The sequence below is a fragment of the Microbaculum mangrovi genome (assembly GCF_051390635.1).
Taxonomy (GTDB): domain Bacteria; phylum Pseudomonadota; class Alphaproteobacteria; order Rhizobiales; family Tepidamorphaceae; genus Microbaculum.
The window spans coordinates 619,044-644,404 of record NZ_JBPODT010000003.1; the positions used below are offsets into that span (position 1 = coordinate 619,044).

General features: G+C 62.2%; 22 protein-coding genes. 14 read left to right on the plus strand and 8 right to left on the minus strand.

Annotated elements, in window-relative coordinates:
* Nucleotides 1-10 precede the first annotated feature (10 nt).
* Complete coding sequence (locus ACSF9G_RS15745) at nt 11-406, plus strand: Tle-like phospholipase domain-containing protein (protein WP_436643041.1); 396 nt, start codon at nt 11-13, stop codon at nt 404-406.
* Here the strand turns inward: ACSF9G_RS15745 and ACSF9G_RS15750 are convergent.
* Nucleotides 332-1,048 carry a GntR family transcriptional regulator gene (locus tag ACSF9G_RS15750; protein ID WP_436643042.1) on the minus strand — a complete coding sequence of 239 codons (717 nt, stop codon included), beginning with the start codon at nt 1,046-1,048 and terminating at the stop codon, nt 332-334. The genes ACSF9G_RS15745 and ACSF9G_RS15750 overlap by 75 nt on opposite strands.
* A complete protein-coding gene (locus ACSF9G_RS15755; RefSeq protein ID WP_436643043.1) occupies nt 1,048-3,981 on the minus strand; it encodes an FAD-binding and (Fe-S)-binding domain-containing protein in 2,934 nt (977 codons plus the stop codon). The genes ACSF9G_RS15750 and ACSF9G_RS15755 overlap by 1 nt, the downstream gene beginning before the upstream one ends.
* A gap of 241 nt (nt 3,982-4,222) precedes the next feature.
* Here ACSF9G_RS15755 and ACSF9G_RS15760 point away from each other — a divergent pair, with 241 nt between their 5' ends.
* From ACSF9G_RS15760 to ACSF9G_RS15775, 4 genes are all read left to right on the plus strand, one after another.
* The gene (locus ACSF9G_RS15760; protein ID WP_436643045.1) at nt 4,223-5,401 is read left to right on the plus strand and encodes a pyridoxal-phosphate-dependent aminotransferase family protein; all 1,179 of its coding nucleotides are present in this window, start codon (nt 4,223-4,225) and stop codon (nt 5,399-5,401) included.
* Between the two features lie 55 nt (nt 5,402-5,456).
* A complete protein-coding gene (locus ACSF9G_RS15765; protein ID WP_436643046.1) occupies nt 5,457-6,434 on the plus strand; it encodes a TRAP transporter substrate-binding protein in 978 nt (325 codons plus the stop codon).
* Nucleotides 6,435-6,534: 100 nt separating this feature from the next.
* The gene (locus ACSF9G_RS15770) at nt 6,535-7,119 is read left to right on the plus strand and encodes a TRAP transporter small permease (RefSeq protein ID WP_436643047.1); all 585 of its coding nucleotides are present in this window, start codon (nt 6,535-6,537) and stop codon (nt 7,117-7,119) included.
* Nucleotides 7,116-8,396 (plus strand): TRAP transporter large permease, encoded by a 1,281-nt coding sequence (locus tag ACSF9G_RS15775; protein WP_436643048.1) that lies wholly within the window; start codon nt 7,116-7,118, stop codon nt 8,394-8,396. Before ACSF9G_RS15770 ends, ACSF9G_RS15775 begins: the two co-directional genes overlap by 4 nt.
* Nucleotides 8,397-9,120: 724 nt before the next feature.
* On the opposite strand, the gene ACSF9G_RS15780 is transcribed toward ACSF9G_RS15775, so the two are convergent.
* Both ACSF9G_RS15780 and ACSF9G_RS15785 read right to left on the minus strand, forming a co-directional pair.
* A complete protein-coding gene (locus ACSF9G_RS15780) occupies nt 9,121-11,007 on the minus strand; it encodes a bifunctional sugar phosphate isomerase/epimerase/4-hydroxyphenylpyruvate dioxygenase family protein (RefSeq protein WP_436643049.1) in 1,887 nt (628 codons plus the stop codon).
* A gap of 30 nt (nt 11,008-11,037) precedes the next feature.
* Nucleotides 11,038-11,691, minus strand: a complete 654-nt coding sequence (locus tag ACSF9G_RS15785; RefSeq protein ID WP_436643050.1) for a TetR/AcrR family transcriptional regulator — start codon at nt 11,689-11,691, stop codon at nt 11,038-11,040.
* A gap of 162 nt (nt 11,692-11,853) precedes the next feature.
* On the opposite strand from ACSF9G_RS15785, the gene ACSF9G_RS15790 reads away from it, so the two are divergent.
* The 5 genes from ACSF9G_RS15790 to aroQ all read left to right on the plus strand — a co-directional run bounded on the left by ACSF9G_RS15790 (nt 11,854) and on the right by aroQ (nt 16,213).
* Nucleotides 11,854-12,741: a shikimate dehydrogenase gene (locus ACSF9G_RS15790; RefSeq protein WP_436643051.1), complete on the plus strand. Its 888-nt coding sequence runs from the start codon at nt 11,854-11,856 to the stop codon at nt 12,739-12,741.
* Between the two features lie 116 nt (nt 12,742-12,857).
* Nucleotides 12,858-13,847, plus strand: coding sequence for a sialic acid TRAP transporter substrate-binding protein SiaP (locus tag ACSF9G_RS15795; RefSeq protein WP_436643052.1), 990 nt, complete (start codon nt 12,858-12,860; stop codon nt 13,845-13,847).
* Between the two features lie 109 nt (nt 13,848-13,956).
* Nucleotides 13,957-14,472: a TRAP transporter small permease gene (locus ACSF9G_RS15800; protein ID WP_436643053.1), complete on the plus strand. Its 516-nt coding sequence runs from the start codon at nt 13,957-13,959 to the stop codon at nt 14,470-14,472.
* Complete coding sequence (locus ACSF9G_RS15805; protein ID WP_436643054.1) at nt 14,469-15,770, plus strand: TRAP transporter large permease; 1,302 nt, start codon at nt 14,469-14,471, stop codon at nt 15,768-15,770. The genes ACSF9G_RS15800 and ACSF9G_RS15805 overlap by 4 nt, the downstream gene beginning before the upstream one ends.
* Before the next feature lie 11 nt (nt 15,771-15,781).
* On the plus strand, nt 15,782-16,213 hold the full coding sequence (gene aroQ / locus ACSF9G_RS15810; protein WP_436643055.1) for a type II 3-dehydroquinate dehydratase: 432 nt from the start codon (nt 15,782-15,784) through the stop codon (nt 16,211-16,213).
* A 437-nt stretch (nt 16,214-16,650) separates the two neighbouring features.
* Here aroQ and ACSF9G_RS15815 read toward each other — a convergent pair whose 3' ends face one another.
* The 4 genes from ACSF9G_RS15815 to ACSF9G_RS15830 all read right to left on the minus strand — a co-directional run bounded on the left by ACSF9G_RS15815 (nt 16,651) and on the right by ACSF9G_RS15830 (nt 21,661).
* On the minus strand, nt 16,651-18,570 hold the full coding sequence (locus tag ACSF9G_RS15815) for a TRAP transporter permease (RefSeq protein ID WP_436643056.1): 1,920 nt from the start codon (nt 18,568-18,570) through the stop codon (nt 16,651-16,653).
* Nucleotides 18,567-19,550, minus strand: a complete 984-nt coding sequence (locus ACSF9G_RS15820; RefSeq protein ID WP_436643057.1) for a TAXI family TRAP transporter solute-binding subunit — start codon at nt 19,548-19,550, stop codon at nt 18,567-18,569. The genes ACSF9G_RS15815 and ACSF9G_RS15820 overlap by 4 nt, the downstream gene beginning before the upstream one ends.
* A complete protein-coding gene (locus tag ACSF9G_RS15825) occupies nt 19,477-20,256 on the minus strand; it encodes an aldehyde dehydrogenase family protein (RefSeq protein WP_436643058.1) in 780 nt (259 codons plus the stop codon). The genes ACSF9G_RS15820 and ACSF9G_RS15825 overlap by 74 nt, the downstream gene beginning before the upstream one ends.
* Before the next feature lie 121 nt (nt 20,257-20,377).
* Complete coding sequence (locus ACSF9G_RS15830; protein WP_436643059.1) at nt 20,378-21,661, minus strand: Rieske 2Fe-2S domain-containing protein; 1,284 nt, start codon at nt 21,659-21,661, stop codon at nt 20,378-20,380.
* 111 nt (nt 21,662-21,772) lie between these two features.
* On the opposite strand from ACSF9G_RS15830, the gene ACSF9G_RS15835 reads away from it, so the two are divergent.
* From ACSF9G_RS15835 to ACSF9G_RS15850, 4 genes are read left to right on the plus strand one after another with little or no spacing between them, the layout of a single operon-like run.
* Nucleotides 21,773-22,717, plus strand: a complete 945-nt coding sequence (locus ACSF9G_RS15835; RefSeq protein ID WP_436643060.1) for a PDR/VanB family oxidoreductase — start codon at nt 21,773-21,775, stop codon at nt 22,715-22,717.
* Nucleotides 22,674-23,870, plus strand: a complete 1,197-nt coding sequence (locus ACSF9G_RS15840; protein WP_436643061.1) for a Gfo/Idh/MocA family protein — start codon at nt 22,674-22,676, stop codon at nt 23,868-23,870. The genes ACSF9G_RS15835 and ACSF9G_RS15840 overlap by 44 nt, the downstream gene beginning before the upstream one ends.
* 24 nt (nt 23,871-23,894) lie before the next feature.
* Nucleotides 23,895-24,884: an ABC transporter substrate-binding protein gene (locus ACSF9G_RS15845; RefSeq protein ID WP_436643062.1), complete on the plus strand. Its 990-nt coding sequence runs from the start codon at nt 23,895-23,897 to the stop codon at nt 24,882-24,884.
* A 9-nt stretch (nt 24,885-24,893) separates the two neighbouring features.
* Nucleotides 24,894-25,355 carry a hypothetical protein gene (locus ACSF9G_RS15850; RefSeq protein ID WP_436643063.1) on the plus strand — a complete coding sequence of 154 codons (462 nt, stop codon included), beginning with the start codon at nt 24,894-24,896 and terminating at the stop codon, nt 25,353-25,355.
* Nucleotides 25,356-25,361 lie beyond the last annotated feature (6 nt).

Here is a 25,361-nt window from a genome sequence, read left to right on the forward strand (position 1 = left end):
AGAGATCGAAATGGTTACGACAGAAGAGTATTTGCTAATATCAATGGCGGATTATGGTGATCCAACGGATCCGACTAAAATAGAGCCGAATGATTTAGGAGAGTGGTCATTAGTAAATAAATCTTTTGAGGAAGATGGATTTTATGCCGTCGCTTACAAAAACGGCAATGAAATCGTCATTGCGTACCGTGGTTACAATAGCTCTTCGGATCTAAACGACACAACTCGATCCTTTTTAGGTGTCCCCTTTGAGCAGATGTACAACGCGCAAATTTTTTTCGATCAAGTGCGTGCTGCTCATCCGACAGAACAGATTTCGTTGACCGGCCATTCACTGGGCGGAGCCTTGGCTTCGGCAATTGCCACCAGAGAAGGTCTCGTCTGCCGTTATTGCCCGGCGAAGTGAATTCAGTTTGTGTTCAAGATGGGTTTTCATCAGACGGCCGAGGCGTTCGGCGCTGCGTGCCTCCAATGCCTCGACGATGCTGTCGTGCTCCAGCACGGCTTCCGTCCATCGTTCGGGCGTCAGGTTGGCCTGGTAGCGGGCGCGGCGCACCCGGTGGGCGACCATCTGGTGCTGCTGCCTGAGCGTCGGGTTGCGGGCGGCCGCCAGAATGGCGCTATGGATTTCCTGGTTGAGGTCGAAATAGGCCGGTCGGTCGCCGGATTCGAAGGCCGCATGCATCTTGTCGTTCAGCCGGCGGATCGCAGCGATCTCCTTGTCGGTCGCATGCCGTGCGGCGAGTTCGCCTGCGGCGCCCTCGAGCGCCGCGATCACGGGGAAAACCTCCTCGATCTCGGCAAGCGTAACTTCAGCGACGACCGCGCCGCGGTTGGGGACCAGCCGGACGTATCCCTCCGCCGCCAGGACCTTGAGGGCTTCGCGAACCGGCGTGCGCGAGACGCCGAACCGAACCGTCAGTGCCTTTTCGGGCACCTTGTCGCCGGGGCGGAGTTCGCCCTCCATGATCAGCGCGCGTATCCGGTCGACGAGCTCGACGGCGAGCGCGGGACGGATCAGGGGATCGGTCTGGTCGTTGGCAAACACTAGGCGGTCTCCATCAGGGCCCCGGCCAGCACCTCGGCGACGTGGCGGGCGCGCCGGTGCGCGCCATCGGCGATCTGGTGCCGGCAAGACGTTCCGTCCGCCACGATCAGCGTATCGGGATCCGCATCGCGGACGGCGGGAAGCAGCGAGAGTTCCCCCATGGCAAGCGAAACGTCAATCGTCTCGACGTCGTAGCCGAATGCGCCCGCCATGCCGCAGCAGCTCGAGTCGACGGTCTCGACCTCAAGCTCTGGCACGAGACGCAGGGCACTCTCGACCGCGCCCATCGCGCCGAACGACTTCTGGTGGCAGTGTCCATGCAAGAGCGCCTTGCCGGGACGGGGCGCCAGCGGCAGGGAGATGTCGCCGGCCTTCGCCGCTGTCGCCACGAACTCCTCGAACAGGACGGCGGCCTCGGCGAGAGTCGCGGTTTCCGGGCCCGGCAGCAACGCGGGAAATTCGTCGCGCATGGTCAGCAGGCAGGATGGTTCGAGCCCGACGATGGGGCGCCCTGCCTCGACATGCGGCAACAGCGCGTCGACGGTGCGGCGCGCCTCGTTGCGCGCTTCGTCGACCATCCCGGCGGCGAGATAGGTGCGCCCGCAGCACAGCGGACGTCCGCCGCCGTCCGGCCGCGCGGTCTCGACCCGGCAGCCGCCGGCAGACAGCACCGCCACGCCCGCCCGCAGCGTCTCGGGATCGAACCAGCGGCCGAACGTATCGGCGAACAGGACGACATGCGGCGCATCGCACGCCCCTCCGGTGCGGTCGCCTTCCGCATCGCGGAAATGATCAGGCCGAAATCTCGGTAGCGAGCGATGGCGCGAGAAGCCTGTCAGGCGCTCGGAAAGCGCGGCGGCTCCCGGCACCGTGTCGCGTAGCCCCAACAGACCGCTGACCCGCGCGGCCATCGGCGCGTATCGCGGCAGGTCGGCGATCAGCCGGTCCCGTAGCGACAGTCCGTGCGTCTTGCGCCGCCGGTCGAGTACCTCGATCTTCATCCGCGCCATGTCGACGCCGGTCGGGCATTCGCGGCGGCACGCCTTGCATGAAACACAGAGCTTGAGCGTTTCCATCATGTCGTCGGAGGTGAGGGCGCCAGGGCCGAGCTGGCCGCTGAGCGCGAGCCGCAGCGTGTTGGCGCGGCCGCGCGTAACGTCGCGTTCGTTGCGGGTGACGCGGTAGCTCGGGCACATCACATTGCCCGCGTGAGACCGGCAGGCGCCGTTGTTGTTGCAGATCTCGACCGCGCCCTGGAATCCGCCCGCGGCGCCTGGCCAGGCCGACCAGTCCAGCGCGGGGCTGAAGTCCTCGACCGCGTATCCGGGGGGATAGCGGAACAGGGTGCGGTCGTTCATGCGCGGCGCGTTGACGATCTTGCCGGGGTTGAGGAGTCCACCCGGATCGAAGCGAGTCTTGACGACCCCGAAGGCGTCGACCAGTCGCTCGCCGAACATCGCGGTGTGGAACTCGGATCGCGAGATACCGTCGCCATGTTCGCCGGAATGGGAGCCCTTGTACTCGCGCACCAGACTGAAGGCTTGCTCGGCGATTTCCCGCATCGCCACGGCATCCTTTTCCAACTTGACGTTCAGCACCGGGCGAACGTGCAGGCAGCCGACGGAGGCGTGCGCATACCAGGTGCCGCGCGTGCCGTGCTGCTCGAAGATCGCGGTCAGCCGGTCGGTGTAATCGGCGAGATGCTCAAGCGGCACCGCACAGTCCTCGACGAAGGAGACCGGCTTACCTTCCTCGCGCATCGACATCATGATGTTGAGGCCGGCGGCCCGCAGGGCGGCGATCGCGCCTTGCAGCTTCCGATCAGTGACCTCGACGACGCCGCCCTCCTGACGGCCGCCACGGCCGAAGCCGTAACCCAGGTCGGCCATCGTGTCCTGAAGCGCCCGCATGCTCTGCTCGTTCTCATCGGGACTGTCGGCGAATTCGATGAGCAGCAGTGCCGCCGGATCACCACGCACGAACGCCTCCAGCGTCGGCCGGAACATGGCGATGTCGCGGGCCAGCCCGATCATCGTCGAATCGACCAGCTCGACCGAGGTCGGATTGAGGCGGACCAGATGCTGCGAGGCCTCCATCGCCTGCCGGAAGGTCGGGAAGTGGCAGACCCCGAGCGCCTTCTCCGCCGGCGGCAGCGGCGACAACTTGATCTCGATCGCCGTCGAGACCGCCAGCGTTCCCTCAGATCCTACCAGCAGGTGGGCGAGGTTTTGCGGCGCGGCGTCCGGGGTCAGCGCGTCGATGTTGTAGCCGCCGACGCGCCGCTGCACCTTCGGGAAGACGGCGGCGATTTCGTCGGCCTCGCGTCGACCGAGCGAGAGGAGATCGGCAACCAGATCACGCGGTGGTTCGTTGGCGCCGCGTTGCTCGATCTCGCCGAAGCGCGCCCTGGTTCCGTCGGCCAGCACGGCGTCTATGGCGACGACATTGTCGCGCATGGTGCCGTACCGCAGCGACCGGGCGCCGCAGGAATTGTTTCCCGCCATCCCGCCGATGGTGGCGCGTGAAGCGGTCGAGACGTCGACTGGAAACCAAAGCCCGTGCGGCTTCAACAACCGGTTGAGATCGTCGAGTACGATGCCCGGATCGACCAGGGCGCGCCGGCCCGTGACATCGAGTTCGCGGATCTGGTTCAGGTGCCTGGATGTGTCGACGACGATACCGGAATTGACGGTCTGGCCGCATTGCGATGTGCCGCCGCCGCGCATGGTGATCGGAACGCCTTCGTCGCGCGCCGCGTCCATCGCAACGACAATGTCGTCGATACCGCGCGGCACGACGACCGCGGACGGCATGATCTGATAGATGGAGGCATCTGTCGCATAGCGGCCGCGTGAAAACGCGTCGGTGAGCACATCGCCCTGGATGCCCCGCGCCAGGCGCCGCGTCAGCCCGGGCCGCATCAGTTCAGCCATCGGTTTTCCTCCCACACCGCCGGGCCCGCCGCCCGAACGGCTTTTCAACAGGCATTGTGAGCAGCCGAGTCCCGGTCGGGATTTTGTTTTGCCTTGACCGCGAATTGGAAGCGATCGTTCCCTTGACAGTAATAATGAATTCATAATTCAATATCAGCTCAATGAAAAGCGGTCCCCACCGCAGGGACCGATGCGCCGGGACGGCAACGTCCGTCCGCGGCGGCGGTTGGGAGGCCGGTCGATGAACACCATGCCGGGGCGTCATTTCCTGCAGATTCCGGGGCCGACGAATGTGCCCGACCGGGTGCTTAGGGCGATGGACATGCCGACCATCGACCACCGTGGCCCCGAGTTTCAGGCCATGGCCGAACGCGTGCTGGCCGGCATCCGCACGATCTTCAAGACCGACAATCCCGTGGTGATCTATCCGGCTTCGGGTACCGGCGCCTGGGAGGCCGCGCTCGTCAACACGCTGTCGCCGGGCGACACAGTGTTGATGTACGAGACCGGCCACTTCGCAACCCTGTGGAAGTCGCTGGCGACGAAGCTCGGCCTGAAGCCTGAATTCATCGAGGGCGACTGGCGGCACGGCGCCGATCCCGACGCCATTGAAGCGCGGCTGCGCGAGGACCGCGAAGGGCGGATCAAGGCGGTCTGCGTCGTCCACAACGAGACCTCGACCGGCGCGGTGTCGCCGATCGGCGATGTGCGCAAGGCGATCGATGCGGCGGGCCATCCGGCGTTGCTGATGGTCGACACCATTTCCTCGCTTGCCTCCATCGACTACCGCCACGACGAGTGGGGCGTCGATGTCACGATCGGCGGGTCGCAAAAGGGGCTGATGCTGCCGCCGGGGCTGGCCTTCAACGCCGTCTCCGACAAGGCGCTGAGCGCGTCCCGTGACGCGGACATGTCGCGGTCCTACTGGGACTGGAACGAGATGATCGCGATGAACGGCAAGGGCTTCTTCCCGTTCACGCCGGCCACCAACCTGCTGTACGGCCTCGACGAGGCGATCCGCATGCTGCACGAGGAAGGCATCGATCACGTCTTTGCCCGGCATGCCCGGCACGGTGAGGCCACCCGCCGGGCCGTGCGGGCCTGGGGGCTGGAAGTGCTCTGCGCGGAGCCCGCTCATTGTTCCGGGTCGCTGACCGCGGTGATGATGCCGGACGGTCATGACGCCGACCAGTTCCGCAAGACGGTGCTCGACAACTTCAACATGTCGCTCGGCAACGGCCTGTCGAAACTGGCCGGCCGGGTGTTCCGCATCGGTCATCTCGGCGACTTCAACGATCTCATGCTCCTCGGCACGCTGGCAGGCGTGGAGATGGGGCTCGAGGTCGCCGGCGTGCCTTACCGGCCTGGCGGGGTCCAGGAAGCGATGAACTATCTTTCGAGGCGAAGCGGGGACGATTAGAAGCCACGCGCCGCGGAGTGACGCGCATAAAAATCAATCAGGGAGGACTAACACAATGAAGGCTACAGCACTTCTGACCGGAATCGCGGTGGTGGCCCTGTCCGGCGTCCCTGCCGAGGCCCAGACCGTCCTGAAATTCGGCCATGTTGGCGCGCCGGGATCTCTCTTCGAGATGTCGGCGAACGAATTCGCCCGGTGCGTGAACGAGGCCCCCGGTGGGGTCGCGCAGGTGCAGGTGTTCGGCTCCTCACAGTTGGGCAAGGACTCTGAACTGCTCCAGAAACTGAAGCTCGGCCAGGTGCAGTTCGCCCTGCCGTCCTCGGTGATGAGCTCGGTCTCCGATACCTTCGGCGTCTTCGAGATGCCCTACATCATCCAGGACCGGACCCACATGAAGCGGGTGACGGACGAGATGGGCGATACCTTCAAGGATGCCGCCGGAGCGGAGGGCTACCGGATCCTCGGGTTCTGGGAAAACGGGTTCCGCAACATCACCAACAATACCCGCCCGATCAACAAGCCCGAAGACCTGGACGGCATCAAGCTACGTACGCCGAAGGGCGAATGGCGGTTGAAGATGTTCCAGGCGTATGGTGCCAATCCGACGCCAATGGCCTTCTCCGAAGTGTTCACGGCGCTGCAGACCGGCGTCATCGACGGTCAGGAGAACCCGCTGGCGCAGATCTGGTCGGCGAAGTTCCCGGAGGTACAGAAATATCTGTCGATGACCGGGCACGTCTACACGCCGGGCTACATCACCACGTCCCAGCAGCAGTACGATGGCTGGTCGGACGAGGTTAAGGCGGTGGTCGACGAATGCGCCGTCGGAACTCAGGCCTTCGTCTACGAGACGGCGGCCCAGCTCGATAAGGATCTCGTCGGAAAGATCCAGGAGATGGGCACGGAGGTGAACGAGGCCGACAAGCAGGCCTTCATCGATGCTTCCAAGCCGATCTACGAAGAGTTCGCCACGAGCGTCGAAGGCGGCCAGGACCTGATCGACAAGATCCAGTCGCTCGCCAAGGGCTCGTGACGTCAAGGGCTGCGACCTGACGGCCGCAGCCCCTTCGCATTTCATGTGGATCGGGTAAGGCAAAACGGGCGCCCGGGGGGTAACCCGGGGGGAGCGAAGCGTGCGCGCAATAGGACGGAATCTCGGCGAAATACTGTCCTGGGTGGTGATCGGCTTGATGGTGGGGCTTACCATTGTTGTCGTCGTCGCCGTCATCTATCGAAAACTGGGCGCGTCGCTCTCCTGGTACGACGAGATCGCCTCGATCCTTCTCGCATGGATCACCTACTACGGTGCTGCGCTGGCGGCGCTGAAGCGCAGCCACATCGGCTTTGACGACGTATTGCGGCTGCTGCCGGTCGGTGCGCGCAAGGTCGCCGTCGTCATCGCCGAGATACTGGTCATATTCTTTTTCTGCCTGCTCGCCTGGGCCGGCTGGAAGGTGCTCCAGGTGCTCGGAGGGATGTCGCTGATCAGCCTGACGTGGATGCCGGTACGAGTGACCCAGTCGGTCATTCCGATCGGTGCGGTGCTGTTCATCTTCGCCGAACTCCTGAGCCTTCCCGACTACTGGCGCGACGTGATGGCCGGCCGATCGACCGAGCATGCGGCCATGGCCCACGGGGCGACGCCAAACGGGGATGCACGAAACGGGGCTTCACAAAACGGGGCTTCACAAAGCGGCGGGGAGGGCAACCGGCCATGATCCTTCTCGTCATCTTCTTGGCGCTCGTCGTGATGGTGTGTCTGAACATACCGATCGCGGTAGCGCTGGCGTTGGCCGCCGTCCTCGGCCTGGTCCTGTCCGAGGGGCCGTCGAGCCTCGTCACCGTCGCGCTCGACATGTATGACGGCGCCAACAAGTTCTCCCTAATCGCCATTCCGATGTTCGTTCTGGCCGGAGCGATCATGAACGCCACCGGCATCACCCGCCGGCTGATCGCGTTTGTCTCCGCGCTGATCGGCTTCGTGCGCGGCGGTCTCTCCATGGTGACGATCGGGGTGTCGCTGTTCTTCGCGGAGATTTCCGGCTCGGCGGTTGCCGACGTCGCCGCGATCGGCTCGATCCTGATCCCGGAGATGAAGAAGCGCGGCTACGGCAGTCCGTTCGCCGCCGCTGTCACGTCGTCGTCGGCGTCGCTTGCCATCATCATCCCGCCGTCGATCCCGATGATCCTCTATGCGGTATCGGCCGGCACCAGTGTCGAGCAGATGTTCGTGGCGGGCATCGTGCCCGGGCTGCTCGGCGCGGCCGGCCTGATGGGCGTCGCCTACTATTTCGCGCGTCGCTATAACTTCCCGGTCGAAGCGGCGTTCCAGTTGCCGCAGCTCGGCAAGACCTTCGTCGAGGCGCTTCCTGCCTTCGCGCTGCCGGTGATCATTCTAGGCGGCATCTTCGGCGGCCTCGTCACGGCGACCGAAGGCGCCGGGCTCGCGGTGGTCGCCGCAGTCGTGGTCGGGATCTGGTATCGGGAAGTCGACTGGCGGCAGCTCAAGGAGGCGATGCTCGAGGGCGGCATTCAGACCGCCGTCGTCATGCTGCTGGTCGCGGCATCGGTGCTGATGGGCGGCTACCTGACGCGCGCTCAGATCCCCCAGGAGATCGCCAGCGGCATCCTGGGGCTGACGAGCAACAAGTATCTGATCCTGCTGATCCTGAACGTGTTCTTCTTGATCATCGGATTCTTCCTGCATTCGGCCGCCGCGATCATCCTGGTGGTGCCGATCATCGTGCCGCTAATTGCCCAGGCCGGTATCGATCCGGTTCACTTCGGCCTCGTCGTCACCCTCAATCTTGCAATCGGTCAGCAGACGCCGCCGGTTGCGAGCGTGCTGATTACGGCTTGTTCGATCGCCAAGGCGAATATCTGGGACGTTTCGAAGGTGAACTTGCCCTTCATTGGGGTGCTACTCGTCGTTCTGCTGATCTGCACCTATGTTCCTGCCATCCCGATGTTTCTTGTCGACACGTTCTATAGATGAGCAGGCCTGCTATCGCTGCGGAGCTTCAGAAGCGTTCTCAGGTGTGAACGGATGCACACTTGGCCGGATGTGGCACCGTCATGCGAGAGCCGCGTGAGTTGGAGGGCATTGTCAAGCCAGCCTCATTTGCCCTGATTGGCGCATATCGTCGGGGCTGTAAGGCAGCGAATTACCGCCACTCGGCCAAAGCGCAAGGGCGGTTCTGCTGCAGCTATCGGACGGAAACGGTTCCGCCGGAACCGCATTGTCTCATGCCGGATATCGTTCCCGCGCTCGACCAGGAGGTCTTTGACCCGCCTAAGTGCCCGCGGACAGCTGATAGACATCATCGCGGCGAGGCGGATGTCCTCGACCGAGCTGTTGAAACAGCGAAATGGATTCTTCTGTGGCCCGGATTTCCGTTAAGCCGAAATTGTCTCGTTGGCGCTGAACACGGACAGGAGCAGGCGTCGCTTCCGGTCGAAGGGGGGCGCCGGACTATAAGCCGGTGGGCGGTCTCATCCTCGATCAAATCCTCTGCCAGTCTGACAGGCCGGTGCAGCGTCCCTCGGCGACGATGCGTGCGTCTGGGCTAGAGCCGCCGGTCGGGTGGAGCATCGACGTCCGGAGTGGGTGGTGAGTGGCCATTCGCAGCGGTTCGAAGAAACGGCAACAGGGCCCCGAGAGCAGATATCAGATTAGGCGGGCCGTTGGACTCTGAAACATGGGTTCTCTTCAAATGGTGCTAAGCCACCAAACCCGGCGTACCTAGCATCCGTTTCTGCGCGGCGATCCTAAACGGCGCGTTTGCGGCCCCGTATCCCTTATAGCCGTCGCGTCGCTCTACGATTTCGAAGAAGAAGCCTTCGCCGTAGTTCGGGCTATAGAGCTGGAAATACTCGCCGCGGTCGTCGCGGTCGTAGAGGATATTGGCCGCGCGCAGGCGCTCTGTAAGGTCCGGCGCAAGCCCGAAGCGGGCCTGGAGATCGTCGTAGTAGTTTGGCGAGATCGCCAGGGCCTGGAATCCCCTGTCCTTCAGGGCGGCGGCAGTCTTGAAGATATCGCGCGTCGCGAACGCCAGGTGCTGGACGCTCGAGCCGAAGCTCTCGGCGATGAAGCGGCCCGCTAGCGTTCTACGGTTCTCCGCTCCGTTAAGGGTCAATCGCAAGGTGCCGTCGTCGCTCTCGATCACCTGGCTGCGCACCAGGCCGGCCGGATCGACCACGTCGACCATCGGTAGCTTCCTGGTCCGAAAGATTGACGTGTAGAAGAGTAGCCAGGTCAGCATCTCCTCGTAGTTCATCGTCTGCGCGACATGGTCGACCGAGACGAGACCTGCGTCCGATGATGTACCGGCTTCGGCGAACTCGAACTCGATTTCCCAGACACGCCCGAGGTCGCTTTTTTCATCCAGGAAGTAAATGACGCCGCCGCCGACGCCGCGGATGGCGGGGATGACGAGCTCGCCGGGACCGGCAGGCTGCTCGAAGGTCTGGGCGCGCAGTGCGCGCGCACGCTCGACCGTGGCGGCGGCGTCCTCGACCCTTAGCCCCATCGCATAGGCGGTCGCGCCATGCATCACATAGGCTGAATGCGCCAGACCCTCCTTTTCAGTGTTGACGACAACATTGATCGCGCCCTGCCGGTGGAGCGTGACGTCCTTGGTGCGGTGACGGGCTGTCTCGTCGAAACCCATTGTCTTCAGCAGCGACGTCAACTGCTGCGCCTCGCGTTCCGATGCAGCGAATTCGACGAACTCGACGCCTTCGACGCGGATACGGTCCGGCATCGGCGGAACGTCGATCGCCACGTCCGGTTCGCTGCGCCGCACCTGATCCATTAAGGCCAGCAGTGAGCGGTGTCCGTCGATCGCGATCGACTTCGGAGACCCGCCGCGGAACTGGTCATTGAAGATTTCCAGCGAGAGAGGCCCGTCGTATCCGGTCGCAGCCACCGCCTGCATGAAATCGGTAACGGGCAGGTCGCCCTCTCCCGGCATGTTGCGGAAATGCCGGCTCCAGAACAGAAGGTCCATGTCGACAAGCGGTGCGTCTGCGAGCTGGACGATGAAAATCCGGTCGCCCGGAATCGCTCGGATGGAATTCACGTCGATGCGACGGGCGAGCGTATGGAAGGAGTCGAGGATCAGGCCGATATTCGGATGATCGGCCCGCCGCACGACTTCCCAGGCATCGCGGTGATCGTTGATATGCGCGCCCCAGGCGAGCGCTTCGTATCCGACTCTCAGGTTTCGGCGCTCAGCCCGTTCACCCAGCTCCCGGAAGTCATCCGCAAGTCGGTCGATCCCACCGAGCGAATGCGGTGACACGTTCGAGCAGACCAGCATCAGATCCGTGCCGAGTTCCTGCATCAGGTCGAACTTGCGCTCGGCTCTGTCGTAGGCGCGCGACCGGTAGGGCTCCGGCATTCCCTCGAAATCGCGGAACGGCTGGAACAGGGTGATCTCGAGGCCGTGGTCACGGATCATCTGCCCGACTTCCGCGGGCGATCCGTCAAATGCGAGGAAGTCGTTCTCGAAAATCTCGACGCCGTCGAACCCGGCCGCCGCGATCGCCGCTAGTTTCTCCCGCAGATCTCCACTGATCGATACAGTCGCGATAGACGTCTTCATCGCAGTTGTCCGCATTCCTCCAGTTGCCGGTCAGTCTGCCTTGAGATGCCGGACGACCATCTCGACCACTGCTTCGCGAAGGGAATCGAGCGATTTCCTAGATCCGAGGTTTCGCTTGAAGATCTGGGAGAAGGTTGCCCGGTTGGAAACGTTGAAGAAACACAGCGCGCTGATCTGCCAGTGCACTTCGATCGGATCGAGGCCCGCGCGGAACACACCCTGTTCGACGCCCCGTCCGTAGAGGCGGCGAACGGCGTCGATGGCCGTCACGTTGAGCTTCTGAATTACGGATGACTTCGCGAGGAACTCGCCGTGATGAATGTTCTCGATCATCACCAGGCGGATGAAGTCCTCGTGGCTGTTGTGGTGGTCGAACGTGAAACGGACAAGCTTCGCCAGCGCCTCGGCCGGCGGCAGATCCTCGAGATCGAGCGCGGCCTCGGTCATCCGCATCCGGCTGTAGGCGTCCTCGAGAACCTTGAGATAGAGGCCGTCCTTGTCGCCGAAGTAGTAGTAGATCATCCGCTTGCTGGACTTGGTCTTGGCGGCGATCTCGTCGATGCGCGCGCCCGAAAGCCCATTTTGCGCGAACTCCTTCGTCGCCACTTCGATGATGTTGCGTTTCGTGCCCTCCGGGTCGTTCGTCCGGCTCGGCGCAGTTTTCGTGATTGTCTCAATCGTCATGATGGCGAGGGCGCTCCTTCTCGCGATAGTCCCATAATTGACTAAACTAACTGGTTCGTCCATAGTTTGGGCGGCCTGTCAGCCCGGCAGGCGGGCCGTTCCAGACCGAAATGCAGGAGCGGCGGCGTCCCGCGAGGCCCTGAAAACACGAGGCACTCGGCCTTGAAATCGGACACGGCGGTTCACGAAGAGAATGGTCTTCCCGGCGCCGGTGTGGCATTGCGAGCCGGACTGGTCGGCCGCGGTATCCAGCAGTCCCTTAGCCCTCGCATGCATGTGGCGGAAGGCACGCGTCTCGGGCTCGACTATGAATACCACCTGTTCGATTTCGATATCCTCGGAGCGAGTGATTCCGATCTGCCCAGCCTAGTCGAAAAGCTGGGGCGCGAGGGCTATGCAGGACTGAACGTCACGCACCCATTCAAGGAACGCGTCATTTCCTGCCTCGACGGCCTGTCTGCAGACGCGGACGTCATCGGAGCGGTGAACACTGTGGTGTTCGGCCCCTCAGGCCCCATTGGCCACAATACCGACTGCTGGGGCTTCGCAGAGAGTTTTCGGCGCGGCCTCCACGCGCCACGGCTCAAGACGGTCGTGCTCCTTGGCGCGGGAGGAGCAGGTCTGGCTGTCGCCAAGGCGCTTCTCGATCTTGGCGCGGGGCGAATTGCGATCGCGGATACGGACCCGGGCAAGTCCATCCGCCTCTCGAAACACATAGGGGAAACCTACGGCGCAGACCGTATCGCCGATGCGACAGACCTCGAAGCCGCTGTTGCAGGTGCCTCGGGCGTGGTGAACGCGACACCGGTTGGCATGGCCAAGTACCCGGGCACGCCGTTGCCGGTCGATTGGCTGCGTCCGGATCAGTGGGTTTCCGACATTGTGTATTTCCCGGCCGAGACGGAACTGCTGAAAGCCGCGCGGGCGATTGGCTGCCAGGTTCTGCCGGGAGCGGGAATGGCGATCTTCCAGGCCGTGATGGCGTTCAGGCTGATCACGGGGGTCGACCCCGATCCCGTTCAAATGGCCGCACATTTCGGCGCGAGGTAGCAATGGAGGCAAGACAGGTGCCGATCCGAATTGACGTAAACTAACTATTTCGTCCATTATCGAAAAAAAGGAACGGTGGACTCTCGGAAGTCCGCTCTAAACGGGAGGAAAATAGCATGTCCATGATGATCAACAGACGCTTCGCCATCCTCGGCTGCGCCATGCTCGCCGCCATCGGCGTCGCCGGACCTGCGGCCGCGCAGGACAAGCCGACTCTCAAGTTCGCGGCTGTCTTCGGGGATACGGATATCCGCGCCGATGCTATCCGGAACCTGCAGGAAGCACTCTCCAGTGAGTTCACCCTCGAACCGCATTTTGGCGCCACCCTCTTCAAACAAGGCACCGAGCTCGTCGCCCTTCAGCGCGGCAACCTGGAAACGGGCATCGTCGCGCCGCAGGATATCGCCAAGCAGCTGCCCGAGTGGTCGGTTCTGACGGCCGCCTACCTGTTCCGCGACGCCGATCATCTGAAGACGTTCTTCGCCAGCGAGCCTGGCAAGGAAATGACGAAGATGGCCGAGGACAAGCTCGGCATCCGTATCATCGCCCCGGTCTATTTCGGGACCCGCCAGGTGAATCTGAAGCCCGAGAAGGAGATCAAGACGCCGGCGGACATGGCGGGCATCAAGCTGAGAATGCCGGGTGGCGACGCCTGGCAGTTTCTCGGCTCCGCACTCGGCGCCAACCCGACGCCGATGGCGTATTCGGAAGTTTACACCGGCCTGCAGACCGGCGCGATCGATGGCCAGGACAACCCGCTGCCGAACGACTACAACATGAAATTCTACGAGGTAACCTCGCAGATCGTGTTGACCAGCCACCTGATCGGCTACGATCTGTTCGCGGTATCCAAGAAAACATGGGATTCGCTGACACCGGAGCAGCAGGCGACGCTCGAAGCCGAGGTCAACAAGGCCGTCGACTGGAGCACGCAGAGGCACCTCGAAGAGGAAGCCAAGCTCGCCGACTTCTTCAAGGAACAAGGGCTCAAGGTCTACAAGCCCGACGTCGAGGCTTTCCGCCAGTATGCCCAGCAGAAGTATCTCGAATCCGACTTCGCCAAGGACTGGCCGGAAGGAATGCTGGACAAGATCAACGCCCTCTGAAGACTGTCAGGGGAGGGGAATTGGGTCACCGGCCTGATGTGGCCGGTGACCGACGTCCGGACGGGTGCCTACTTTCGCTCGACACTGGTGAGAGCCAGCGAAAAAGCCGATGACCATGAACCAGCTCCGTCTGCTGCGATGGATGAAACGGCGCGCCGAGAACGTCGCCGTCGTGCTGCTCGCGACCGTCTTCGTCTCCTTCATCCTTCAAATCCTCTTCCGCTACGTGCTCGGTTGGCCGGTCGGCTGGACGCTTGAGGTCAGCACGCTTGCCTGGATGTGGCTGGTGTTATGGGGGGCTGCGTTCGTTGTCACCGAGCGCGACGAGATCCGCTTCGATATCGTCTACAGCGCCGTCTCCAGGCGAACCCGCCGAGGTTTCGCGATCGTGACGGCCATGGCGCTGATCGCGCTCCTGCTTGTCTCACTGCCGGCGACTGTCGACTACGTGATGTTCATGAAGGTCGAGAAGGCGTCCTATATCGACATCCGGCTCGACTATCTCTTCTTCGTATACGTGCTGTTCGCTCTCGCCGCGATCGTCCGCTACGCATGGCTCGGTTTTGAGGCGATCCGCGGCAGGGCGCCCGATCTCACCGATCCCTCTCACCTGAGGGACGAATGAGTCTGTTCAGTCCGTTTGCGATCTGTCTCGCCTCGATAACGGTTCTGGCTGTTCTCGGTTTGCCGATAGGATACGCGATGATCGGCGGCTCGATCCTCTACCTGCTGGTGCAGGGGCAGGATCTCGCCATCGCGGCCGAACAGCTTCTGCAAGGGCTTCGCGGCAGCTTCGTCCTGCTCGCCATCCCGCTTTTCATCCTGTCGGCCGAGTTGATGAACGTCGGCAGCCTGTCGAACCGGCTTCTGGATTTCTGCAACGCGCTGGTCGGGCGCTTCCGCGGCGGTCTCGGCCACGTCAACGTTGTGCAGAGCGTGATCTTCGCCGGCATGTCCGGGTCGGCGATCGCGGATGCCGCCGGCGTCGGGCGACTGATCATCGGAATGATGACGCGCGACGGGCGCTATAGCCGCAGCTATGCAGGGGCGATCACGGCAGCCTCCGCGGTGGTGGGACCGATCATCCCGCCCTCGATCCCGATGGTGCTGTTCGCACTCGTTTCCGACGCGTCCATCGGATACCTGTTTCTGGGAGGCGCCGTGCCCGGACTGCTGATGGCCGCGATGCTGATGGCCATCAATTCCATCGTGGCGCATCGAAAGGACTTCCCGGTCGAAGACCCGGTCGCGCTGCGCAGGCTTCCCATGATTACGGTGCGCGCGTTCCCGGCGCTGATGATGCCGGTTATCTTGCTCGGCGGCATCTACGGCGGGGTGGCCACGCCAACGGAAGCCGCCGCGATCGCGGCCGCCTATGCATTCCTCATTTCGATCCTTCTCTATCGCGACGTGTCCGCGAAGGACGCCTATCGGGCCGTCCTGTCGAGCGCACGCTCGAGCGCCTCTATCGGCCTGATGATCGGCGGTGCGCTGGTCTTCAACTACGTGGTGACGATCGAGAATATTCCCAACAGCCTGAGTGCGATGATATCCGGCTACGATCTCTCGCCGCTCGGGTTCCTGCTGATCGTCAATGTCACGCTGCTGATCCTGGGCTGCCTTCTCGAAGGCATCACGATCCTTCTCGTTATCGTCCCGATCTTCGTCCCGACGGCGCAGGCACTCGGCATCGACATGGTGCATTTCGGCGTGGTCGTCGTCGTCAACCTGATGATCGGCCTGATCACGCCGCCTTACGGCCTTCTGCTGTTCGTCGTCGCCAACGTGTCCCGCAGCGGACTTCTGCCGATCATCCGCGACATCCTGCCATTCCTATTGGCACTGCTCGTCGCCCTCGCCTTCATCACACTGGTGCCGGACGTCGTTCTGTGGCTGCCGCGCCTGCTCGGCTACTCGGGATAGGGACCGACCGAATGAACAAGACGATCTATGTGCTGAACGGCCCGAACCTGAACCGGCTGGGCACCCGTGAACCGCACATCTACGGGAAGGCGACGCTCGCCGACATCGAGGCGATATGCCGGTCGGAACTGCCCGACTGGACGATCGCGTTCCGCCAGTCGAACCACGAGGGCGAGTTGATCGCGTGGGTGCACGAGGCGATAGCCGCCGGCGCGGGCATCGTCATCAACCCTGCCGCCTACACCTTCACGTCGATCGCGCTGCTGGATGCGCTGAAGATGTTCGAAGGGCCGATCATCGAGGTCCACCTCTCCAACATTCACCGGCGCGAGTCCTACTATCACCATTCCTACGTATCCAAGGTCGCCATCGGTGTGATTGCGGGACTTGGTGCCGATGGATATCGGTTTGCGCTCAGGGCCGTTTCGAGCGCCCTTGCCTAGCCCGTGTCGGAATTGAGCTTTGCAGCCGGACGAAGTAAATCCGACACAAGGTGAATAGCGAAATATTATTACTGAGACGGCAAGGCGTCAGCCGTGGCCGTTCGAGGGCGTTGCTATGAACGACGGTTCTTGATGCTTCGTTGTTCTGAACGTAACCGCGGGGGCAGCCTGTTTCGCTGAAGCGGATTGCCTCGTGATTTAACGGAGCGCTCGGCCCTAGTTGGCAGGGCGGCGCGCGGACTTCCCGGTTGCGTGGCCGACTATGACTAAAGCGCGAATGGACCTGATCGCTGTCCGAGTAGAGTTCGCTGTTCTGGGTCGCGTGCTGAAGGTTCTGCAAATTCGCTGGGAGCCGCGATTATGGCAAGGCTTCGCGCTGTTTACCGAAGGCAGGCCGGTTTCAGGAACTAAGGCCACTTTTCAAGATCGGGACAATACTATTCACCAGGTGCTGTTTCGGGGGCGGTGTTGTCTCTGGACTGAATGTAGAGGAAGGCCATAATCCCGACGGTTAGTGTGCTCCCGATGAGCGCTACGAGCATGTTCGGCGCGACAGCCGCCGTGGCTCCCGCAACGAGAGCGCCGCGCATCGGCCATGCCGTGACCCCGCTTCTACCCAGCTTGATCCACTCAAATGAAACCGCAATAGCGCAGGCAGCGATTGCACCACCGGTTGCGACACGGGCGATTTCGAAGGCGGTTCCCTGTCCGAGGATCGCCGGGTTCCAGATGAAAACGAATGGTAACAGGAAGCCGACAGCGGCGAGCCGCATCGCGTCAAACGCGATGACGAATGGATCCTCGTCCGCAATTGCCGCTGCAGCCAAGGCGGCGACCGCAATTGGCGGCGTAAGTGCCGACAAGATGGCGTAGTACAGCAGGAACATGTGGCTTTCGAGGACTGGGTAACCGATCTTGGTCAGCGCAGGCCCGACCAGGACGGCAGCCAGAATGTAGGCCGAAGGGGTCGGCATCCCAAGCCCAAGGATGATGGTGACCACTGCCGCAAGCAGTAGCGTCAAGATCGCGGTGCCTCCCGAGATTTCAATGATCACGCTAGCGGCCTTCATGCCGAGCCCGGTCATCGAGAGCCCGCCAATAACAAGCCCCGCGGCAGCGCAGGCGCCCGCGACCGGAAGGATTCGGAGTGTTGTCTCCCCCAGAGCCTCGACGATCTGCCAAAGCGTCATACGCGTCTTCTTGGTGAAGAATGTACCGACGATGACAGCGAAGGCACCTGCTCCGGCGGTAAAGACCGGAGAGTAGCCGGCCATCAGAACACCTATGATGACAGCGATCGGTATCAGGAAAGGCCAACCCGAAGCGAAAGTAGAAGCGAGCGAGGGAATGGCGTCGGAATACGGCTTGAGGTCTTCGCGAACCGCGCGCAGGTGCACCTGAAGGAATACGCCAACGTAGTAGAGGAGTGCGGGTATGAGGCCCGCATAAACGATCTCTCGATAGGGGGTCCCGGTGAACTCGGCGAGAATGAAAGCGGCCGAACCCATAATTGGTGGCATGGCGCTACCGCCCGTCGATGCCGCGACCTCAACGGCGCCGGAGAAGCGCTTGGAGTAGCCAAGACGCTTCATGATGGGAATCGTGATCGATCCGGTCGCCACTACATCCGAAGTCGGGCTGCCCGACATCGTGCCGTACAGGCCTGAGGATATGACCGCGACCTTCGCCGGGCCTCCTCGGCTGTTTCCCGTTGCAGCCGACGCGATGTTGAAGAAGAAGTCGCCACCGCCGGCCTTCGACAAAAGGGTTCCGAACATCACGAACAGGAAGACATAGCTCGCGACGACCTGGATCGGGACCCCGAATACGCCGTCTGTTGTGAACACGAGAATATCAAGCAGGTAGGTGAACTCGGAGATGCCGTGGCCGAATGGCGGCGGTAGCAGGTATCCAAACCAATTGTAGAGCAGGAAGAGCGCCACGATCCCGGTCAGCGCCGCGCCAGTCGTGCGCCGCGTTGCTTCGAGGGTAAGAAGCAGGATCGCTGTGCCGAAGAAGAACTGCGGTCCGGTGAACGGATCAAGGAGGGTGATCCGGTCGGAAATTTCGCCCGCATTGACGAAGAAGAATACACCCGACGCCAGACTCAACCCCGAGAGCGTCCAATCGATAATCGTCGGAGTGTCGGGGGCAGAGGGGGAGTGTCCTATAACCAGGAAGAGGAGCGTCAGGATACCCGACACAAACAGGATGCCGAGGACCAGCGGGTCCGAGATAACGAAAAGGTTGGCGTAGATAACCCAACAGGCAAAGGCGGCAGCGATGCCCGTCAGTGTCCGTGCCGGCGCCCCCTTGAAGGCGCGCCGGCGTCCCGTCGCAACGAGGGAAAAAGTCACTCGATCAGGCCCGCTTTCTTGTAGACCTTGGCGGCGCCGGGGTGGAACGGCAAGACGGTCTGGCTCACCATCAGTTCCGGCGAAAGTTGCTTCATCGCACCGTGGACCTCGCGAATTTCGTCGATGTGTTCGAGGACGCTACGGGCGAGAGTCTCGGCCACCGCGTCGTCCATCGCGTCGGTTGCCACCACCATGGCACCGAGCGCCATGGTGTCTATGTCGCCAGTCTGTTTTGAGTAGCTGCCGGCGGGGATCGTATAGGACGATGTGCCGAACTGTTCATTCGTCGCGGCGATGACGTCCTCAGGAATTTCAAGCAGAACCACGTCGGTATTCTCATCGATCGCTCGGAACGATGAGTGGCCGATGAAAATGCCATTTGTGGCCATGGTGATCCGCCCGTCCTGCATCAGATCGCCCTGCTCGTTCGCGCCGGCGCGAACAAAGGAGCCACCATTCGCCTCGAGCGTGGTTTCATCGAGTCCTGCTGCTTCGAGCATGAAAAGTGCAACGTCGCCGGTGATGTTGCCCGAACGGTTGATACCGATGGTGAGGGGCGCGCCGGACGACGCGAGATCGTCGAGGCTGTCGATACCGTATTCGTCGGCAACCGACTTCTTCAGGAAGAAGTGCATCGGCGCCCAGTTGTACATGTAGCCGATGGCTTGCAAGTTCGTGACCGGCGCTTTGAATGGCTCCTGTCCCGTTAGTGCGAGCTTGACTTCAGCATCGTGTACCAGGCCCAGGTCGGATCGGTTCGTGGCGAGAAGTCCGATGTTGGCGAACCCACCCCCAGTTGCCTGGTAGGTGATTACGTTGTCCGGATTCTCGGCCTTTGCGGCACGATCCAAACCTGCGCCTAGAAGCGACCACAGCCCACCCGGGTTCCCGCCCGAAAGGGTCAGGTCAATGGACTGAGCCTGCGCGCCTCCGGCCGCCATTGCCAATCCGAGCGCGATCACGATTGACCTTAACTTCATGGTATCCTCCCTCTTGCGATTTTTCGTGAGTATTGGCATCGCCGGCCTCTTCTTTGGGAGGCGACGATCGTAACCGTCCTAGAGCCCGTTTAGGGGGCCATTTGCTCGGACAGTTTTCCGGTCCCAATCCGGATTGCTTGACACCTCCGAAGGGGGCGTCGGGGTCGCTGGTGCCATTGATCCAGGCGCCGTCAGCGTCGCCGTGGCGCAAACGGCGCACGGCTGTATCTACTCCGCGTGTCCATATCGATGCTTTGAGACCTGCTCCCAAGGCGTTGGCGACTGGCCACTCGTTGACGCCGCGCACGTTGTCGGACTGCGTCTGGCTCGGACCGGAACCCGACCTTGTTTCAACCTCTATAGGGGCGCCAAGCTCGAAAGCCTGGGCCTCCGTCCGCACAACGCGCTCGTGATGCGTGGCACGGACGAGCGTACGGCCTGATGGGCCACGGGATTGCCCGTCCGTCCGTCCAGGGGGCGTGCCCTTGACCGCGCCGCCGATCGCTTGTTCCGGATTCGTGTCCTGGCGGGAGACGGGAGCGGTCGTGCCGGCGAGTTCGCGTTGGGTACGAAGGTGTCCAGCCGACCGCGCCGATATCGCGAGCGATGCGTCGCAACTCTCGCGCCAATTGCTGGCAGCGACCTGCCCCGATGGGACCGGCGCAATCGAGACCGGCTTGCCCGCCAATGACTGGCCGTCCGGCATATCTCCTCCCTTGCCGCGACACCGTTTCGATTTTCCCGCGCGATGTCGCTGTATTTTATTCTTAGATATCTATCTTTTTTTAGCGGTGGTGTTTTGTCAAGAACAACTGTTCGGCGTCTCGTCACTCCGCTGCGGAGACGCGCTGCACTTCCTCACCCAGCGTCCGCCAATCGATCTCCTTGGAGAAGACGCCTTCTTTTGAGGAAATGGAGGTGTGCGGCACGCGTGGTTCTTCGGTGCCGATCGCGGCGCCACCCTCTGCGACGCGCCTGGCGGCATCGCTCATAAGGCGGCGAAATTCCACGATCGCCAGGTCGGACGCTCCGAGAAGGTCCGACGATCGGTCTACCCTGGCGCCCATAGAAACCCACATCGCGATATCCTGGTTGGGGATGCCGCGGATACCCGTGAAGTTTCCAAGCTTCATCATCTGGCGGTCCTGGAGGAAGTTGTTCTCCAGGACCCGGCTCGGGCGCCACTTCTCGTCGAGATCAATGCCAGGGCGGGCATGGTTGAACTTCCGCCATTCCTCCGTCGACGGACATGCTTTGCCGCCCCACGCGATGAAGTGGAAGAACGAGGTTTCATCGTCGATGGGCACGATCACAGTCGCGACGTTGTAATTGTTGTTAGGCGGAATGAGGGATGTGAAAGGCGCAATATATTCTGTGATCCGCAGGTAGTTGTGGGTCCCGGCGTTCTTGATCGGTTTCCGAATGGCCGCGTAGTGGAAGCCGTAGGACGTCGTCTGCGTCTGCATCCTGGGAGACTTGTCAGTTGAAGGCCGGTACCACGACTTTTCGTCGGCCGAGGCCCCCTCAACGCGTGCAGGCTTCATGTCGGAGGAATGCAGCGATGACGAATGGGCACTGTCTATCTGGCCCTCTGTTATCTGTGCCCAGTTGGCGGGAATGCGGATCTTCAGGATGGATACGGGCGTGCCCTCGATTGGCGCGAACGCAGGAGGCTGGAACTCGGGTGCTTCCCTTTCTGTGTCTAGCCAGGCCCAGACGAAGCCGCCCCATTCCTTAACCGGGTAGGCACGATGCTTCACCTTGCCGTGCAATGGCGACTCCTCCGGCTCCGAGGACATCGCGACGCAGTTCCCGTCCACGTCGAACTTCCAGCCGTGATAGAGGCAGCGTAGTCCGCAGTCTTCGTTCCGCCCGAGTACCAGTGACGCTTTCCGATGTGGGCAAAGTTCGTCGAGAAGACCGACACGCCCTTCGGTGTTGCGGAAGCAGACGTAGCTCCTGCCGATAGCCTCGACCCGCAGTGGTGCACCGTCCGGCTCAGCCACCTCTTCGATCAGGCATACCGGCGTCCAGTGCTGCCGCATCAGGACACCCATCGGGGCTTCAGCCTCGACCAATGTAAGCAGATCGTTCTCTTCGGCTGTAAGCATTTCGACCCTCCAGTTCTACATGCCGGCGTCCTCCCCTTCCGGGTAGGCAACTTGACGAAAACCTTAGATATCTAATATCAAATCAGTTCAGGGATCAACAAGAGGCAGGAAATGGAACGTCCCGAAGATCGGATGGCGTTGAAAGTGATCTCGCGAAACCAACTGACGTCCGACATCTGCGAGTTCACGTTGGCGGGGGAGGGGGGAGCAGCGCTCCCGCCCTTCACGCCGGGTGCGCACATTACCGTCGAAACCCCGAGCGGCGCGATGCGGCGTTATTCTCTCCTCAACGAAGGCGAGGCCCCGGAAACCTATGTGATAGCGGTCAAGCGAGAGGCGAATTCCCGGGGAGGGTCTGCCTCGATGCACGACGATGTGCAGGTGGGCACGGCGTTGAACGCCGAACCTCCGAAGAACGAGTTCGCGCTGGTGGCTGCGCCGAAGTATCTCCTGATCGCAGGCGGAATCGGCGTTACCCCGATCCTTTCGATGGCCCGCGCGCTTTCTCAGGAAGGAACGGCCTTCAGCATGATCTACTGTACGCGATCGGCCAATGAGACCGCGTACCTCGATGAATGCAGAGGCTTTCCGGGCGCGATCGTCCACCATGACAAAGGCGAGCCCGACAACTTCTACGACTTCTGGGAACATTTCGAAGAGCCCGGACCCGAACACGTCTACTGCTGCGGCCCCGCACCTTTGATGGAGGAGATCAAGGCCGTTTCCGGCCACTGGCCGGAGGGGCGCATTCATTTTGAGGACTTCAAAGCGGCCGAGGTTGTCCGGGAAAACGACGTTCCCTTCAAAGTGACGGTCGCGAGCACAGGCCGGACGATCGAAATCCCTGCCGATCGGTCAATTCTGGAGGCGCTTCGCGATGCCGGCGAGGCAACCGTCAGTTCCTGCGAGAGCGGGACGTGCGGGACATGCAAATGCAAGCTTGTGGACGGGGACGTGGACCACCGTGACCTGGTCCTGATGGAGGAAGAGAAGAGCGATCACATCATGATCTGTGTGTCGCGCGCCAGGTCGGGGGGGCTCGTCATTGATCTCTGACCCGGTCCGGCTTGGCGTCGCGGGGCTCGGTCGGGGCTTCATGCTGACACTTCCGAGTCTGCGTTCCGATCCCCATGCGGCGCTTGTCGCCTGCGCCGCCCCGCGTGAGGAAAGCCGAACCGCGTTTGTGGCCGAGTTCGGCGGCAAGGCGTATGCGACGGTGAACGAACTGGCGCAAGACCCCAACGTGGAGGCCGTTTACATCGCCACGCCACATCAGATGCACCGCGAACACGCAGACGCAGTCGCGTCTGGCGGCAAACATCTTCTGGTCGAGAAGCCCCTGGCGATCTCGATGGACGACGCGGATGCAATCGTGGAAAGCGCAGCGCGGGCTGGATTGCACCTGATCACGGGGCCGAGCCACAGTTTCGATCAGCCGGTGCTCTTGGCCCGGGAGATGGTCGCGTCCGGAGAGTTCGGGGCGGTCCGCATGATCCACGCGTTCAACTACACTGATTTCCTGTACCGCCCCAGGCGGCCCGAGGAACTGGACACTGCGCAGGGAGGCGGTGTTGTCTTCAGCCAGGCCGTGCACCAGATCGATATCGTCCGCCTTCTGATGGGCGTCCGCGCGACACGGGTCGTGGCCATGACGGGGGCTTGGGATGCCGCCCGGCAGACGGAGGGCGCTTACTCCGCCGTGATCGAGTTCGAGGGCGGGCGTTTCGCATCGCTGACCTACTCCGGCTACGCCCATTATGACAGCGACGTATTGCAGGATGGGATCAGCGAACTCGGGCTTGAGAAGGTTCCCGCTACCTATGGGAGAAGCCGCAAAGCGTTGTCGCGCCTGACGTCGCCGGCCGATGAACCGAAGCTGAAATCGGGGCGGACCTATGGGGCGACCGACGCGCCTTCCCCCGCACCGCATGCTGAGCACTTCGGCCCGATGATTGTCAGTTGCGACCGCGCGGATCTGCGCCTGACTCCCAAGGGCGTGGAGATATGGGGCGATTTCGAGAAAAAGTTCGTCGCGGCCCCACCCGATCCTGCACCCCGCTCGCCGGTCTTGCGGGCTCTTTATGAAGCGGTACGGAACGGTCGACCACCCACCCAATCCGCGGGCTGGGGACGGGCAAGTCTCGAGGTCTGCCACGCAATTCTTGAAGCCGCCCGCGCCGGCCGGTTCGTCGACCTGAAAAAGCAGTGACACACGTTTGATCGGAGGAGACCGTTGACCAAGCTGACCCTTTCAATCGCCATGGGCGACTATGACCGGACACGTCCTATCCACGACGGCAGGGTCACGATCGACGGCGTTACCGCAGTGACGCAGCTGTTGTCCCCGGAAGAGATGTTTTTTCGAGCCTTCCGCCACCAAGCATTCGATGTCTCCGAACTGTCCTTTTCATCCTATTGCGTCAAGCGCGCGCGGGACGACTCGCCCTATGTTGCGGTTCCGGTCTTCCTCTCGCGGGCTTTTCGGCACTCCTCGATCTACGTCCGGACGGACAAGGGGATCGAAGGTCCCGCCGACCTGAAAGGCAGACCCATCGGGATTGCCGAGTGGCAATTGACCGCCAACGTCTGGGCGCGCGGAATCCTGGAGGATTACGGCGTCAAGCCGTGCGACATCAAATGGGTGCGCGGCGGCATGCACACGCCCGGTCGTCCCGAAAAGATCAAGATCGACCTGCCGAAGGACATCGACATTTCGCCTGCGCCCGAGGACACATCGCTTGACGAGATGTTGCGCGCGGGCGAAATCGATGGGTTCATCGGACCGCGTTCGCTTGCTTGTTTCGACGAAGGCTACCCGAACGTCGGGCGGCTTTTCCCGGACGGCATCAATGCGGCATCGGAGCATTATAAGCGTACCGGGATTTTCCCGATCATGCATGTGCTCGGTGTGCGGCAAGAACTGGCCGAGGCTCATCCCTGGTTGCCCGGCGCGCTCCTGAAGGCGTTCTCAGAGTCCAAGGCAGTCGCCGAAGCAGCGCTCGCGGATACGTCGGCCACGAAAGTCACGATGCCTTTTGTCGAAGATGTTCTGGCCATGGCGCGCAATCTCATTGGCTCCGATATCTGGACCTACGGAGTCCCGGGCAACCGACACGTGCTCGAGACGTTTCTCGATTTGCATCATCGCCAAGGCCTGTCGCCACGCCAGCTGGCAGTCGAGGAGCTGTTCCATCCCTCTACGTATGAGGCCTATTCGTTGTGAAGGGACACCATGGCTGATCAAGAGGTCGAGACCCTGAAGCCGGTAGTGCCTTCGCCCGGTGACGTCATCGCGATTGAGACCGAAAAGGGCATGCGGCATGTCCAGGTGACGCACCACTGTTCGCCGTACCCGGACATTGTGCGGGCCGTCCATCCGGTTTTCAGGGCTGGGCCCGCCGAAGATATCGCGAAGGGAAAGACGGCATTCACGGCAATGGTCGAACTGTCGGGCGCATTGCAGGACAAAGCAGCTCGGACCAAGTTGATTGGGCGGGCCTCGGTCCCGTCGGAGTGCCGAGAGTTTCCGACGTTTCGTCTCCCGATCCGAAACAGGGACGGAGAGGTTGTCTATTGGTGGGCCTGGGACGGAGAAGAGCTGCGCATCCTGCCGGATGCCGCCGATGAAGAGCTGCCGATCCGCGAGGTCGTGCCGATTGATGCTCTCCGCATGAGACTTGCAGAACTGGGCTGATTGAGA

Excerpts from the sequence above, each read along its gene's own strand:
- ACSF9G_RS15745 (WP_436643041.1), top strand. The coding sequence starts at position 11 with ATGGTTACGACAGAAGAGTATTTGCTAATATCAATGGCGGATTATGGT.
- ACSF9G_RS15755 (WP_436643043.1), bottom strand. The coding sequence starts at position 3,981 with ATGGCTGAACTGATGCGGCCCGGGCTGACGCGGCGCCTGGCGCGGGGC.
- ACSF9G_RS15760 (WP_436643045.1), top strand. The coding sequence starts at position 4,223 with ATGAACACCATGCCGGGGCGTCATTTCCTGCAGATTCCGGGGCCGACG.
- ACSF9G_RS15765 (WP_436643046.1), top strand. The coding sequence starts at position 5,457 with ATGAAGGCTACAGCACTTCTGACCGGAATCGCGGTGGTGGCCCTGTCC.
- ACSF9G_RS15775 (WP_436643048.1), top strand. The coding sequence starts at position 7,116 with ATGATCCTTCTCGTCATCTTCTTGGCGCTCGTCGTGATGGTGTGTCTG.
- ACSF9G_RS15780 (WP_436643049.1), bottom strand. The coding sequence starts at position 11,007 with ATGAAGACGTCTATCGCGACTGTATCGATCAGTGGAGATCTGCGGGAG.
- ACSF9G_RS15785 (WP_436643050.1), bottom strand. The coding sequence starts at position 11,691 with ATGACGATTGAGACAATCACGAAAACTGCGCCGAGCCGGACGAACGAC.
- ACSF9G_RS15795 (WP_436643052.1), top strand. The coding sequence starts at position 12,858 with ATGTCCATGATGATCAACAGACGCTTCGCCATCCTCGGCTGCGCCATG.
- ACSF9G_RS15800 (WP_436643053.1), top strand. The coding sequence starts at position 13,957 with ATGACCATGAACCAGCTCCGTCTGCTGCGATGGATGAAACGGCGCGCC.
- ACSF9G_RS15805 (WP_436643054.1), top strand. The coding sequence starts at position 14,469 with ATGAGTCTGTTCAGTCCGTTTGCGATCTGTCTCGCCTCGATAACGGTT.
- aroQ (WP_436643055.1), top strand. The coding sequence starts at position 15,782 with ATGAACAAGACGATCTATGTGCTGAACGGCCCGAACCTGAACCGGCTG.
- ACSF9G_RS15820 (WP_436643057.1), bottom strand. The coding sequence starts at position 19,550 with ATGAAGTTAAGGTCAATCGTGATCGCGCTCGGATTGGCAATGGCGGCC.
- ACSF9G_RS15825 (WP_436643058.1), bottom strand. The coding sequence starts at position 20,256 with ATGCCGGACGGCCAGTCATTGGCGGGCAAGCCGGTCTCGATTGCGCCG.
- ACSF9G_RS15830 (WP_436643059.1), bottom strand. The coding sequence starts at position 21,661 with ATGCTTACAGCCGAAGAGAACGATCTGCTTACATTGGTCGAGGCTGAA.
- ACSF9G_RS15835 (WP_436643060.1), top strand. The coding sequence starts at position 21,773 with ATGGAACGTCCCGAAGATCGGATGGCGTTGAAAGTGATCTCGCGAAAC.
- ACSF9G_RS15850 (WP_436643063.1), top strand. The coding sequence starts at position 24,894 with ATGGCTGATCAAGAGGTCGAGACCCTGAAGCCGGTAGTGCCTTCGCCC.